Source organism: Luteithermobacter gelatinilyticus (assembly GCF_005849285.1).
Lineage (GTDB): Bacteria > Pseudomonadota > Alphaproteobacteria > Sphingomonadales > Emcibacteraceae > Luteithermobacter > Luteithermobacter gelatinilyticus.
Genome location: NZ_CP040517.1, coordinates 2,962,919 through 2,976,217 on the forward strand (window position 1 = coordinate 2,962,919; position 13,299 = coordinate 2,976,217).

A 13,299-nucleotide genomic window follows, 5' to 3' on the forward strand; every position below is an offset into this window, starting at 1 on the left:
CCGGCCTCCGTTGTGGGGGACATTGTATCACAGTTTATCTTCGTCGCCTACACCACCGCCGGCTTTACCCCCCTAGAGTGAATTGTGAAGAGAGAGTGAATTGTGAAGAGGTTGACTCAATTCACTCTAACAGGGCCGCATGATGCCGAAGATGATCATCCATAAAGGTCTGGATGAAAAAATAGCCATGATCATAACCCTCATGCCGGCGCAGGGTCAGTTTCTGGCCCACCGCCCGGCAGGCCTCCTCGAACAGATGCGGTTTGAGCTGGTTCTCAAGGAAACTGTCCGCCAAGCCCTGATCAATCAGGATTTCCGGACGATCCGTCGCCGCGCCCAGCGCCCGCATCAGCTCACAACTGTCATAGCGCCGCCAGCTTTCCCGGTCCTCGCCCAGATAGGCGCTGAGCGCCTTTTGCCCCCAGGGACAGTTCATCGGCGCGACAATCGGCGCGAAGGCCGACAGCGATGTATAAATGTCCTGATTTTTAAGATACAGCGTGATCGCACCATGTCCGCCCATGCTGTGTCCGAAAAGGCCCAGCCGCGCCCCATCCACGGGAAAGGCATCGAGCACCAACCGCCGCAATTCCTCGGTTATGTAGGTTTCCATCCGGAAATGCTCTTGCCAGGGATCGCGCGTCGCATCCACATAAAAGCCCGCCCCCTGGCCCAGGTCATAGGCCGGATCATCCGGGACATTCTCGCCGCGCGGCGAGGTATCCGGCGCCAGGAGCGCCAGCCCCAGTTCAGCGGCCTTCCGGTACGCCCCGGCCTTGGTGGTGAAATTCTCTTCGGTACAGGTCAGTCCCGCCAGATAAGTGAGAAGCGGTACTCGTCCCTCTTCTGCCGCCGGCGGCAGAAACAGGGAAAAACGCATACGGCACCGGGTGACGGCGGAGGAATGTTCACAATACAGCACCCGGCCGCCAAAACAGCGATGTTCGCCGACAATCAGATCCGTCATGTCTATGTTGTCCATCAATACAGCACCACACTGCGAATGCTTTCGCCCTTATGCATCAAATCGAAGGCTTTGTTAATGTCCTCCAGCGGCATGGTATGGGTGATCAGATCGTCGATATTGATCTTGCCGTCCATGTACCAGTCGACGATCTTCGGTACGTCGGTGCGCCCGCGCGCACCGCCAAAGGCCGACCCCCGCCAGACCCGTCCCGTGACCAGTTGGAACGGGCGAGTGGAAATTTCCTGCCCGGCCCCGGCAACGCCGATAATGACGCTTTCGCCCCAGCCCTTGTGGCAGCATTCCAGCGCCTGGCGCATGGTGTTCACATTGCCGATGCATTCAAAGCTGTAATCAGCACCGCCATTGGTGAGATCCATGATCGCCTCGACGATATTGTCCACCTTTTGCGGGTTGATGAAATCGGTCATGCCAAACTTGCGGGCCATATCCACCTTGGTCTCGTTAATGTCGATGCCGACGATCTTGTTAGCGCCAACCATGCGCGCGCCCTGAATCACATTAAGGCCGATGCCGCCGAGCCCGAAAACCACCACATTGCTGCCCGGCTCCACCTTGGCGTCGAAGACCACGGCGCCGACGCCGGTGGTCACCCCGCAGCCGATATAGCAAACCTTGTCAAAGGGCGCGTCCTGGCGGATTTTAGCCAAGGCGATCTCTGGCAGCACGGTGTAATTGGAAAAGGTGGAACAGCCCATATAATGTAGGATCGGTTCGCCGTTGAGCGAAAAACGGCTGGTGCCGTCGGGCATGACGCCCCGACCCTGGGTTTCCCGGATCGCCTGACACAGATTGGTCTTGGGATGCAGGCAATACTCACATTCCCGGCATTCGGGGGTATAGAGCGGGATCACATGATCCCCGGGTTTGAGCGACGTGACGCCTTTGCCCACCTCGACCACCACGCCGGCACCTTCATGGCCGAGAATGGCGGGAAAGGCACCTTCCGGATCGTCGCCCGAAAGGGTGAAGGCGTCGGTGTGACAGATCCCGGTGGCCTTGAGCTCCACCAGCACCTCGCCAGCCCGCGGGCCGTCGAGTTCAACGGTTTCAATAGACAACGGGGCACCGGCCTTGAAGGCCACAGCGGCGCGGGTTTCCATGATGATGTCTCCTTTGTAAGGTGTTGGTGCGGATCTTTTACGGCCTTGCAGAGCGAGGCCCTTGCCCCAGGAATAACACTGGTTTGCCCCCGGTCTCAATTCATTTATTGCAATTCATTTATCTGTGAAGCTTCATTTATCCGTGAAACTGAATCTGCGCCCCGAGGCCGGGCGCGCACTCCGCCGGCGCAGGACTTTTTCCCCCTCAATCACCAGCATGATGACAAAGGCCACCGCCAGCAACAATCCCCATTGATGCGGACTGACCGGATGAATATGCAAAGCCTCGCGCAGGCCCGGCGTATACATGGCCGCAATATGCAACATTTGGGCCGCCAGCGTGCCGTAAATCAGCAACGAATTGGTCATCAGCGGGCGCTGGAAAAAGGATAGGGTTTCCGAACGGCAGTTCAGCACCATCACATTTTCAAAAAACACAAACTGCAACAGCACCAGATTGCGGGCATCCGCCTCACTGAAGCCGCCGTAATTGAGCATCCAGTAAAATTCGGCAAAACTGATCAGCCCCATAATACCTGAAACCAGGGCAATCCGCCCAATCATCAGCCGGTCAAAGATGGGCTCCTTGGGATTGCGGGGCGGGCGCTTCAGTTCATTGCCTTCTGGCGGATCGAAGGCCAGGGCCACATCCTGAATGATGCTGGTGACGAAATTGAGCCACAACAGCTGGGTGGCATAAAGCGGGACCGGCATGCTGAGCAAGATCGCCGCCAGAATCATGATGATTTCCGTCATGCTGGTGGAAATCAGGAAAAAGACGATCTTGCGGATATTGGCATAAACGGTCCGGCCTTCCTCAATGCCTGAAACGATGGAGGCAAAATTATCATCGGTCAGTACGATTTCGGCACTCTCGCGCGCCACATCCGTGCCCTTGCAGCCCATGGCCACCCCCACATGGGCATGTTTGAGGGCTGGCGCATCATTGACCCCGTCGCCAGTCACCGCCACAAAATGACCATTGCGGATCAGGGAATCCACAATATCCAGCTTTTGTCCCGGTTCCACCCGCGCGAACACCCGATGATCCCGGGTCAGTCGGTCCACCGCCGCCGGCCCTTCCGCCTTGGCCGCCTCCAGCTCCCGGCCGCTTACTACCTCATCCTGATCCGACACTAAAGACAGATCACGGGCGATGGCCCGTGCCGTTTCAGGATGGTCCCCGGTGATCATGACCACCTCCACACCCGCTTCATGGCAGGCCCGGATGGCCGGACGGGCCTCTTCACGCAAGGGGTCGCGCATGCCCATAAGGCCCAAAAAGGTCAATTCTTTCAGATCCGAAATATGGTAATGATCCTTTTTTTCAATGGGGCCCATGGCAAAGGCCAGTACCCGGTATTGCTGGCGGCTGAGAGATTGCTCCTGCCGGCGGATTGCTGCTGGATCAAGGGGCACCCTTTCCGTTTCCCCGCCCAGTTGATAGCAGCACATTTCCAGAAGAGTCTCCACCGCGCCCTTGACAAAAACCAGGGGCTCGCCATGGGGGGCTTCATGCATGCTGGCCGCAATTTTGAGCGCCGATTCATAGGGAATTTTTTGAAACGGCGGATAGGTCTTTTCAAGGTCTTCCCGGCTGAATCCTTCCTCCCGCGCCTTCATCAACAGTGCCACATCCACCGCATCACCATGTCCGTGAAGGGCCCCGTTTTCCTCCCGCAGATAGGCTTCATTGGCCAATACCGCGGCCGCAAACAGGCTCTTCCGGCCCGCCGGGGACGGCGTCGCATCCCCTGGAAAGACGACTTGCTCCACCGTCAGTTCATTACGGGTCAGCGTACCGGTCTTATCGCTGGCGATCAGGGTGCAGGACCCAAGAGCCTCCACCGCCACCAGCCGACGCACAATCACATGACGTCGGGCCATGCGCTGCATGCCGATGGCCAGCGCGATGGTGAGCGTGACCGGCAGACCTTCAGGGATGGTGGCCACCGCAAGCCCCACAGCAATCAGAAAAATCTGCTCCGGCGTGGCGCCCTGAAAATAAAGCGCTGTCGAAATCAGCAGGATCAGCACGGCAATCAGCACGGAAATTCTGAACGTAAACCGCTCCATACGGATCAGCAGCGGGGAGCGGGCGCGGGACTTTTCCGTGATCTGGCGGGCAATTTCGCCCAATCGGGTATTAAGCCCCGTGGCGACCACAACCCCCTCCGCCCGCCCGCGGGTGAGCAAGGTGCCGGCAAAGGCCATATTGACCCTGTCCCCCGTGGCGACCTCCTCGTCCAGCACTCTGTCGGCGTCTTTGGTCACCGCAAGGGATTCCCCGGTCAGCAGGGATTCGTCAATCAGACAATCGACCGTCCGGATCAGCCGCAGGTCCGCGGGGATCTTGTTCCCGCTTTCCAGCAGCACAATGTCCCCCGGCACCAGTTTGCTGGCATCCACTTCGCAGATTTCACCACCCCGGCGCACCCGGGCCAGCGATGTGGTCATTTTTCTGAGCGCTGCCGCAGCCCGGTTGGCAGAGTGTTCTTGGAACGTGCCAATGACGGCATTGATTAGAAGAACCGCAAAGATAAAGACAGTGCCCGGATATTCCCGCAGCATCAGGGTCACAAAACCGGCAAAAAGCAGAACATAGATCAGCGGACTTTTGAACTGTTTGAGGAACACCACGCCAACCGACGGCACGCGTTCCTGTGGCAGGCGGTTTTCGCCAAACCGGTCAAGCCGGGCGGCGCTTTCTTGTTCGGATAACCCCTGTGGAGAGCTGTCTACAGCCTGCAAACAGGCTTCAATACTCAGGCCATGTGCATTCTTGATAAGACTGTCCCCCGTCATGGTTTTCTCCTTAATGCAGCGCCGCCAAAACATGTTTAAGAATTTCACCAGGGGTTCCCTGGGCCGGAATTCTGGGCCAGGTCACAGACCCGGTACTGCGTGCAAGTTGCTCCTCCAGCACCCTGACATCCGCATCAGAGGCATCCCCGGTTCGTCCTTTCAAACGTTCGCGCATAACCTCCGCCGGCACGTCCAGCCAGATTCCGCTGAACCCCACCCCGCGCTGGCGCGCCCGGCGGGCAATATCCTGGCGAGAGGTTTCCGCCTGAAAGGTAGCGTCCACAATGACCGACCAGCCGGCATCCAGTGCCTGGTCCATGACCTGCATCATCCTGTCATAAATCCTGCGCGCGTTTTCCCGGGTATAATTTTCCGGCGGCAGTTTTTGTTCCGGCGGCACATTGAAGAGCTGTTTGCGGATCACATCACTGCGCAGAATCACCGCCCCCGGCAGACGCCCGATATGAGGCGCAAGATGCCGGGCCAGTGTGGATTTGCCACTGCCGGACAGGCCGCCCACGGCCACAAGCCGCGGCGTCCCCCCACCCAACAACCGCACGGCAAGATCAAAATACGCGCGGGCCCGGGCGCGCGCCTTGTGCGCCGATATCAGGCCCGTGACCATAGCCCTCACCCCGGCTCTGAGCGAAAGGAATGCCGGCAAGACGGCGAGACCGTCATAATCGGCCGTCTGTTCCAGATAACGATTCAGCAGATATGCGGCCTGGGTCTTTTGGCCAAAATACATCAGATCCATCACCGGAAACGCCAGCTCATAAAAAACGTCTATGTGAGACAGCGCGGGATTGAATTCAATGGCATCAAAAGGCGCCACCCGCCCCTCCAGGCAACAAAGATTGCCCAGATGCAGATCCCCATGACAGGCCCGGACTCGGCCCGCTGCCCGGCGCTGATCAAGATGCGCGCCAATATCGTCATAACACTGGGTGAGTTTTTTACCCCACTGCTGCAATTCCGAATCATTAAACAGCCGGTCGGTTTGCCGGGCAAGTCCCGAAAGAATATCGCCTCTGACCTTGTGCATGGCCCGGGCCCCGCCATATCGGGGATCGGCCGGCAGGCTGTTGTGGAACCGCGCCATCACCGCCGCCAGCTGGTCAATCAGGTCCAAGCTAAGCGGCCCCTGGGCGGCCATATGGCTCATGACCTCTTCATCCTTGAAGCGGATCATTTCCACCAGCCATTCCACCGCCCTGTCTGTTTCTGTAAGCTGTTGGTCCGGCTTGAGAATGAAGCCGCCCCTCTCGCGCAATACGGCCACACAGCCCCGATAAAGTTCCGGGGTCAGGCGGCGGTTGATGTCCACTTCTCGGCGGCAGTATTTTTCCCGCAACGACAGGGTGGAATAATCAAGAAACTCATTTTTCAGGTGTTTTTTGAGTTTGTAAGCTTTCTCGCCCACCAGAAAAACATGGGAAATATGGGTCTCCACATGCTCCACGGGATGATCGCCGTGACTCGCCGGATCCCGCAGAAAGTCAATCACCTGCTGCTGGTCAATATGATCTTTTTCATGATCTTCTTCCGGCATAAAATATCCTTTTGGTTCTCTCTTGGCGTGTATACCTTCAAAAGGATAAAACGTCGTTGCGATAAATCAACCTTTGACGCTCAGGCCGCCGGGGAGGTCCCGTATCGTTGCCGCAACAGGTTTTTTTGCACCTTGCCCATGCTGTTGCGCGGCAGTTCGTCCACAAAATAATAGACCTTCGGATGTTTGAACCGAGCCAGTTTTTCCGCAACTGCCGCCCGCACCCCCTCTTCCGACAGCTCCTCGCCCCCCTCCGGCACGATCACGGCAGCCACCGCCTCGCCAAAATCCGCATCGGGAAGACCGATGACCGCCGATTCCCGCACCCCGGGCAGGGCATCCAGACAGGCTTCGATTTCCTTGGGATAAATGTTGAGGCCCCCGGAAATAATCAGATCCTTGGCCCGTCCTTCCAGGGTCAGGCGGCCGTCTTCATCCAGATGCCCCACATCACCGGTGATGAAATAACCGTCGGCGCGAAATTCCTCGGCGGTTTTTTCCGCCATCCGCCAATAGCCCTTGAACACATTGGGCCCTTTGACCTCCACCACGCCGGTCTCGCCCGCTCCAAGGAGAGTACCGGCCTCATCGGCAATGCGCACGGCAATACCGGGCAGGGCATACCCCACGGTCCCCGCAAGACGCGCCCCGTCATAAGGGTTAGAGGTGATCATGCCGGTCTCGGTCATGCCATACCGTTCCAAAATACAGTGCCCGGTACGTTCTTCAAATGCCCGATGCAGTTGTGCCGTCATCGGCGCCGAACCGGAAATAAACAACCGCATGCCCTCACAGTCTGCGCGCCCGAAACCGGGATCGTCCAGAAGACGGGAATAAAAAGTGGGGACTCCCATCAATATCGTGGCTTTCTTCAGATGACGCCGCACCAGACTCACATCAAATTTTTCCAGGAAAATCACCGTCGAACCGTTCAGAAACGCCGTATGCAGCGCCACAAACAGTCCATGCACATGAAAGATTGGCAGGGCATGCAACAACACATCGCCCTCCTCAAACGCCCAATAATCCAGCAGGGTCAGCGCATTGGAAGCCAGATTGTCATGGCTCAGCATGGCCCCCTTGGGCTTGCCGGTGGTGCCCGAGGTATACAGAATCGCCGCCAGATCGTCTTTGGAGCGGGGTTCGATCCGCTCCTGCGGCGGCGTCGCCAGGGCATCGGCCCACCAGTGCGCCCCGGGTTCGGGACCCAGAATTTTCAGATGCGCCACCCCGAGCCTTGCCACGAGCGGCTGAAAATCGGCGTATTTTTCCGGCCGGCAGATAAAAATCCGCGGCGCGGCATCTTCGAGGAAATAAGCCACCTCCGCATCGGTATAGGCGGTATTGAGCGGAATAATGATGGCCCCGACCCTCAGACATGCCAGATAACAGGCCACCGCCCCCACTGACTTGTCCACCTGCATGACCACCCGGTCCCCTGGCCGCACCCCATGCGTCCCTAGCAGCGCGGCAAAACGGGCCGCAAGATCGTCCAGTGCACCGTAAGACCAACTCGTCCCCTCCGTCAATATAAACGCCGGTTTGTCCCGATATTGCCGGAAACGGGCCTGAAAAAGATCATACAGATTATCGCTCATGCGTTCTGTCCTCCTGTACTGCCTTGGCCCCGAGAGTACTCACCCCGGGGCCTGTCCAGCAAGAGGAAATGCCAAAAAATCTATTCCAGTTTTTCGACCCCCAGCGCCTTCAGGATATATTTTTCATAGATCGGTTCGCTGGTGCCTTTTTTCATTTTGCGCAGGAAATATTTCTCGAAGGCCAGTTTGGCAAGATGGACCCATTTGCCTTTTTTGAACCAGGTCACGTTGCGTGGCGGGATTTGCGGCATAGCGACAAATGCCGCCCCGTTATCCCCCATATCCGCAAGACAGATCGCATTCCAGGAAGCCTTGGCCTGAGGACTTTTGCCTTCCAGTTCCGCCTTGATGTTATGGGCAATGGCGGTCACCATGGATTCGATCATATACCCGGTTTTGGGCGTTCCTGTGGGCACCGGTGTTTCCTCCACCGGCGGAATGGCGACACAGACGCCTGCCGAATAAATATTGGGATAGGTCGGATTGCGCTGATAATCGTCAATCAGCACGAATCCCTTGGGGTTGCACAACCCTTCCACGCTGGCGACCGCCTCTACCCCGGTGAAAGGCGGGATCATCATGGCATGCACATAAGGCAGGCTGTGACGTTCCACCACCTCGCGCTTTTCGTTGTATTCTTCAACCTCAAAGGCGTCCGGGGTTACTTCCTTGACGCTGGCGTTGGTAATCCATTTGATGTGCCGGTTCCTGAGCTCGCTTTCCAGAAGCGTCTTGGAATCGCCCACGCCCCCCAGTCCCATATGACCAATATAGGGTTCAGCGGTTACAAAGGTTATCGGCACCTTGTGGCGGATTTTCTTGTCCCGTAGCGCCTTGTCGAGGATAAAGGCATATTCATAAGCCGGCCCGAAACAGCTGGCCCCCTGAAACGCGCCCACCACCACGGGCCCCGGATTTGCCACCAGTTTTTCAAAGTCCCGAAAACTGTCCTCGGCATGTTCCAGGGTACAGATGGAGCGGGTATGATACGCGGGCCCCGCCCCCTTGATCTGGTCGAAGGCCAACCGTGGACCGGTGGTGATGACCAGAAAATCATAGCTCTCCTCCGTCCCGTCGGCGAGAATCAGCCGGTTTTCCCCGGCATGAATTTTATCCACGCGCTGGGCCAGAAACCGCACCCCTTTTTTCGCCAGATAGGGTTCCAGATCAAAACTGATGTCCTCCGCCTTGCGCCAGCCCACCGCCACCCAGGGATTGGAAGGAACAAATTTGAATTTCGGACTTTCATTGATCAGCAGCACCTCGTGCTCGCGGCCCAGCATCTCCCTGATTTCATAGGCCGCCGGGACACCTCCCGTGCCGGCCCCGACAATGACTATGCGCGCCATATCATGTCTCCTTACAGCCTTTAATACATTTCAAGACTGTAAAAAGACCACGTTTTGCCGAAAAAGTCTGTGACCTGGATCACATAAGGGGAAATTATTCCTCCGCCTTGCGGGCCGTGATGTCCACCATAACCGTCACGTCAAGGCCCACCCACTGACCGGTGGCCCACATGCCCTGTCCCACCCCGTAATCGGTGCGCACCAGCCGTAGTTCCCCCCGGGCCCGGGCCAGACCATCAATCAGACGCAAACTGAACGGCAACACCACCGGCCGGCTGACATCGCGAATGGTGAGCGTGCCGTGAGCCTCATAACGCCCATTCCCCAGCGCCCGCACATCGGAAGAGACAAAACGGGCCTCGGGGAAGGCGCTGACATGGAACCAGTCCTGTCCCGGCAGGGCGCCGTTGCGCTGCTTGTCCCCGGCTTCTACCGACGCCATGTTGATATTTACCCGGATGACCGCCTGTTCGGGGGCGGCCGGGTCAAACCGGATCGCCGCGCGCCAGTCCCGGAACAGGCCTTCAAAGGGTGTGCCGGTCTGTGTAGCCTTAAAGCCGAGCCGGCTTGCCTCATAATCCACCTGCCAATCGGCGGCCAACGCCAAAACCGGCACGGCCATTACCATCAGAACAACAAACAAATGGCGCATTATGACTTTCCCCGCTTCACAAAGGGGAGCATTCTGGCAAGCACGTCATCCCGATCCATAAAATGATGTTTCAGTGCCCCTGCCATATGCACCCCGATCAGTCCGATGGTCCCGAAGGCCAGTATTTCATGGATTTCCTTGAGCAGGGCCTCCATCGTTTTTTTATCCGCCACGGTGGAAAAATACGGCAGATGCGGCCAGTCCAGAACCCCATAAAGCACTGTTGGCAGATTCCAAGGAGAAGCCGACACCATGGCCCAGCCGCTCAGCGGCAGGACGATCATCAGCACATAAAACAGCCCATGGGTCAACCGCGCCAGGACTTTTTCCCAGGCCGCCAGATGCTCCGGCAGCGGCGGCGGACGGTGCATCAGCCGCCAGCCCAGCCGACACAGGGACAACACCAGAACCGTAATACCAATGGATTTATGCAGCTGATACAATTTCAGCTTTTCGGCCGCCGCGCTATCCGGCAGGCCGGTCATGTAAAACCCCAGGCCCAGCAGAATGAAAATTGCCACCGCAATCAGCCAGTGCAGAACAATGGCTACTATGGAATAACGGGTCATGACTGTATCCCTGTGTTGTCTCGCGGCACGGCCCCTGATTCCGAAAAAAGTTATGCCAAAGCCCGGCCGAACGAAGTAATGATAAGGGTTACTGGATGAATTCCGCTTCAATCCTGAGCGTCACCTCGTCACTGACCACGGGTACATATTTATCCAGCCCCCAGTCGGACCGTTTCAGACGCCCGGTGGCGGAAAATCCCAATGCCGGCTTGTTTTTCATGGGATGCTGAAACGCCTTGTTCAGGGTAACGTCAAGAGTGACGGGTTTGCTCACCTCCTTAATGGTCAGGTCGCCCATAACACGGCCGGTATTCTCCCCGGTCACCTCTATGGACGTGGCCTTGAAGGTCATGCGGGGATAGGCGGCTGCGTCGAAAAAGTCCGCGCTTTTCAGATGATCGTCCAGTTTTTCTACGCCGCTGTCCACACTGGCGGCCTCAATGGTCACCATCAGGGAACTTTGGGACGGATCTTGCGCATCAAAATTCAGATCCACGTCAAAATCATTAAACCGGACCACAGGAAAGGACAGCCCCAAATGGCTGTAGGAGAACAGGATATAGGCATGGGTTTTGTCCATTTCATATGTCCCGGATGGTACGTCAAGCGCCACCTCCCGGGCCTCTGGGCGATAGGCCACTGTTGCCGTCACAAGAACCATTACCGCCATGAGAATTGTTTTTTTCATGCGATTCTCTCCTTCTCCTGTTTTGCGTTGCATGTGCCAAGCATATATGCTGCGGGCGTCACTCAATCTTCACAATTTCGTGAACCGGTCCTCTCAACAGGTCTGACAAATCAGGATACGGATTTACAGACAGACGAAAAACCGCCTATATATGGGTCACTTCCATATAAGGATACAAGCCTTTCATGACCACCATATATGGGGACAAACACAAACCAGATCACATTCGGGAGCAGTCTTTATGACGGCCTCTCCTGCATTATCGCTCATGTTTCAGGGTACGGGATCAGATGTGGGCAAGTCGCTGATCGTGGCCGGGCTGTGCCGGGCCTACGCCAATCGTGGTCTTGCCGTTCTGCCGTTCAAACCCCAAAATATGTCCAATAATGCCGCCGTGACAGCGGATGGCGGCGAGATTGGCCGTGCCCAGTGGCTACAGGCGCGGGCAGCCCGGGCCACGCCCAGCGTGCACATGAATCCGGTGCTTCTCAAACCTCAGACGGATATCGGCGCCCAGGTCATTGTGCAGGGCAAGGTGCGCGGCACCGCCGCCGCAATGGATTATCAAACCCTGAAGGCGGAGCTGATGGACGCCGTGATGGACAGTTATGACCATCTGCGCGGGCGGGCCGACCTGGTGCTGGTGGAAGGTGCGGGCAGCCCGGCGGAGGTGAACCTGCGCGCCCATGACATCGCCAATATGGGGTTTGCCCGCCGCGCCCGCTGCCCCGTGGTGCTGATCGGCGATATCGACCGGGGCGGTGTGATTGCGAGCCTCGCGGGCACCCATGCGATTCTGGAGGCGGAAGACCGCGCCATGATCACGGGCTTCCTGATCAATAAATTCCGCGGCGATGTGCGGCTGTTTGACGATGGCTACCGCTTCATTGCCGATAAAACCGGTTGGCCCGGTTTCGGCGTGGTGCCCTTCTGGCGGGACGCCGGGAAACTGCCCGCCGAGGACGCCGTGGTGCTGGAGAGACCGTCACCAGCCGCCGCCGAAAAAATCCATATCGCCATCCCGATGCTGAGCCGGATTTCCAATTTCGACGATTTCGATCCGCTGAAATTGGAACCGGACGTGTTGGTGGAGTTCGTACCGCCCGGCTGGCCTCTGCCGCGCGAAGCTGACGTGATCATCCTGCCCGGCAGCAAGGCGACCATCGCCGACCTGAATTTTCTCCGCGCCCAGGGCTGGCATATCGACCTTCTCAGCCATCTGCGTCATGGCGGGCGGGTGCTGGGCATTTGCGGCGGCTATCAGATGCTGGGGCGCACACTCTATGACCCGGACGGCATCGAAGGGCCGCCCGGCCAGAGCGCCGAGGGCCTGGGACTTTTGGATCTGAACACCCGCTTTGCAGCCACAAAGCGGCTTGAAGAAGTGAGCGGCCGGCATCTGCTCACCGGCCAGCCGGTCACAGGCTATGAAATGCATATGGGCCGCAGCACGGGCCCCGCCACCACCCGGCCGATGGTGCTCCTCAACGACCGTCCGGACGGGGCGCGTTCAGAAGACGGGCTGGTGGAAGGCTGTTACCTGCACGGCCTGTTCGCAGAGGATGCCTTCCGCGCCGCCTGGCTTAGGGAGCTGCGCCCCGGCCGCCGGGCCAGCACGGCCTATGCCGGCCGGGTGGACCACCTGCTCGACGGCCTCGCTGATCACCTGGAACGCCATCTCGACCTCGACGCCCTGCTACAGGCGGCACGGGCGTTCAGGAACCTTCCGTAATGGCGGCACTTTCGCTCTCCTTCCCGTCGCTCCCGCCTACGCGGAAATGGCGAAAATGACGAAAGAGAAGCGGCAAGGACAAGCAAGGGAAACGTCATCTATCATGTTTTGGTTTCATTCAGGATAGCATGCGTCATCGCGAACCCGCGTCAGCGGGTGTGGCGATTCATAAGCCTGCTGTCCCTATGAGATATGACCATTGGTTTCATGGCTTCACAATAATGAACAGGCTTTTGACGGGGCTGCCCTGACCCGGAATCTCCGAA

Annotated in this window: 10 protein-coding genes; 1 reads left to right on the plus strand and 9 read right to left on the minus strand. The window is 57.9% G+C overall.

All coding sequences use genetic code 11. The annotated features are described in order from the left end of the window. Positions 1 to 121: 121 nt before the first annotated feature. The 9 genes from fghA to FE788_RS13355 all read right to left on the minus strand — a co-directional run bounded on the left by fghA (position 122) and on the right by FE788_RS13355 (position 11,301). Positions 122 to 967, minus strand: coding sequence for an S-formylglutathione hydrolase (fghA, locus tag FE788_RS13315; RefSeq protein WP_138381100.1), 846 nt, complete (start codon positions 965 to 967; stop codon positions 122 to 124). Between the two features lie 14 nt (positions 968 to 981). Continuing rightward, a complete protein-coding gene (locus FE788_RS13320; protein ID WP_138381101.1) occupies positions 982 to 2,088 on the minus strand; it encodes an S-(hydroxymethyl)glutathione dehydrogenase/class III alcohol dehydrogenase in 1,107 nt (368 codons plus the stop codon). 132 nt (positions 2,089 to 2,220) lie between these two features. Continuing rightward, positions 2,221 to 4,893 carry a cation-translocating P-type ATPase gene (locus tag FE788_RS13325; RefSeq protein ID WP_138381102.1) on the minus strand — a complete coding sequence of 891 codons (2,673 nt, stop codon included), beginning with the start codon at positions 4,891 to 4,893 and terminating at the stop codon, positions 2,221 to 2,223. A gap of 10 nt (positions 4,894 to 4,903) precedes the next feature. Further along, positions 4,904 to 6,445 (minus strand): bifunctional aminoglycoside phosphotransferase/ATP-binding protein, encoded by a 1,542-nt coding sequence (locus FE788_RS13330; protein ID WP_138381103.1) that lies wholly within the window; start codon positions 6,443 to 6,445, stop codon positions 4,904 to 4,906. Between the two features lie 80 nt (positions 6,446 to 6,525). After that, positions 6,526 to 8,043 carry an AMP-binding protein gene (locus tag FE788_RS13335; RefSeq protein ID WP_138381104.1) on the minus strand — a complete coding sequence of 506 codons (1,518 nt, stop codon included), beginning with the start codon at positions 8,041 to 8,043 and terminating at the stop codon, positions 6,526 to 6,528. A gap of 80 nt (positions 8,044 to 8,123) precedes the next feature. Beyond that, the gene (locus tag FE788_RS13340; protein WP_138381105.1) at positions 8,124 to 9,392 is read right to left on the minus strand and encodes an NAD(P)/FAD-dependent oxidoreductase; all 1,269 of its coding nucleotides are present in this window, start codon (positions 9,390 to 9,392) and stop codon (positions 8,124 to 8,126) included. A gap of 94 nt (positions 9,393 to 9,486) precedes the next feature. Further along, complete coding sequence (locus FE788_RS13345) at positions 9,487 to 10,044, minus strand: YceI family protein (protein WP_138381106.1); 558 nt, start codon at positions 10,042 to 10,044, stop codon at positions 9,487 to 9,489. Next, entirely contained in the window at positions 10,044 to 10,613 is a 570-nt protein-coding gene (locus FE788_RS13350; RefSeq protein WP_138381107.1) for a cytochrome b, read from the minus strand. The genes FE788_RS13345 and FE788_RS13350 overlap by 1 nt, the downstream gene beginning before the upstream one ends. An 88-nt stretch (positions 10,614 to 10,701) precedes the next feature. Beyond that, on the minus strand, positions 10,702 to 11,301 hold the full coding sequence (locus tag FE788_RS13355; protein ID WP_138381108.1) for a YceI family protein: 600 nt from the start codon (positions 11,299 to 11,301) through the stop codon (positions 10,702 to 10,704). 241 nt (positions 11,302 to 11,542) lie between these two features. Here FE788_RS13355 and FE788_RS13360 point away from each other — a divergent pair, with 241 nt between their 5' ends. Then, complete coding sequence (locus tag FE788_RS13360) at positions 11,543 to 13,033, plus strand: cobyric acid synthase (RefSeq protein ID WP_138381109.1); 1,491 nt, start codon at positions 11,543 to 11,545, stop codon at positions 13,031 to 13,033. The last annotated feature ends 266 nt before the right edge of the window (positions 13,034 to 13,299 follow it).

Coding starts and splice junctions, on each gene's coding strand:
- FE788_RS13355 (WP_138381108.1), bottom strand. CDS start 11,301: ATGAAAAAAACAATTCTCATGGCGGTAATGGTTCTTGTGACGGCAACA.
- FE788_RS13330 (WP_138381103.1), bottom strand. CDS start 6,445: ATGCCGGAAGAAGATCATGAAAAAGATCATATTGACCAGCAGCAGGTG.
- FE788_RS13340 (WP_138381105.1), bottom strand. CDS start 9,392: ATGGCGCGCATAGTCATTGTCGGGGCCGGCACGGGAGGTGTCCCGGCG.
- FE788_RS13350 (WP_138381107.1), bottom strand. CDS start 10,613: ATGACCCGTTATTCCATAGTAGCCATTGTTCTGCACTGGCTGATTGCG.
- FE788_RS13335 (WP_138381104.1), bottom strand. CDS start 8,043: ATGAGCGATAATCTGTATGATCTTTTTCAGGCCCGTTTCCGGCAATAT.
- FE788_RS13320 (WP_138381101.1), bottom strand. CDS start 2,088: ATGGAAACCCGCGCCGCTGTGGCCTTCAAGGCCGGTGCCCCGTTGTCT.
- FE788_RS13345 (WP_138381106.1), bottom strand. CDS start 10,044: ATGCGCCATTTGTTTGTTGTTCTGATGGTAATGGCCGTGCCGGTTTTG.
- FE788_RS13325 (WP_138381102.1), bottom strand. CDS start 4,893: ATGACGGGGGACAGTCTTATCAAGAATGCACATGGCCTGAGTATTGAA.
- FE788_RS13360 (WP_138381109.1), top strand. CDS start 11,543: ATGACGGCCTCTCCTGCATTATCGCTCATGTTTCAGGGTACGGGATCA.
- fghA (WP_138381100.1), bottom strand. CDS start 967: ATGACGGATCTGATTGTCGGCGAACATCGCTGTTTTGGCGGCCGGGTG.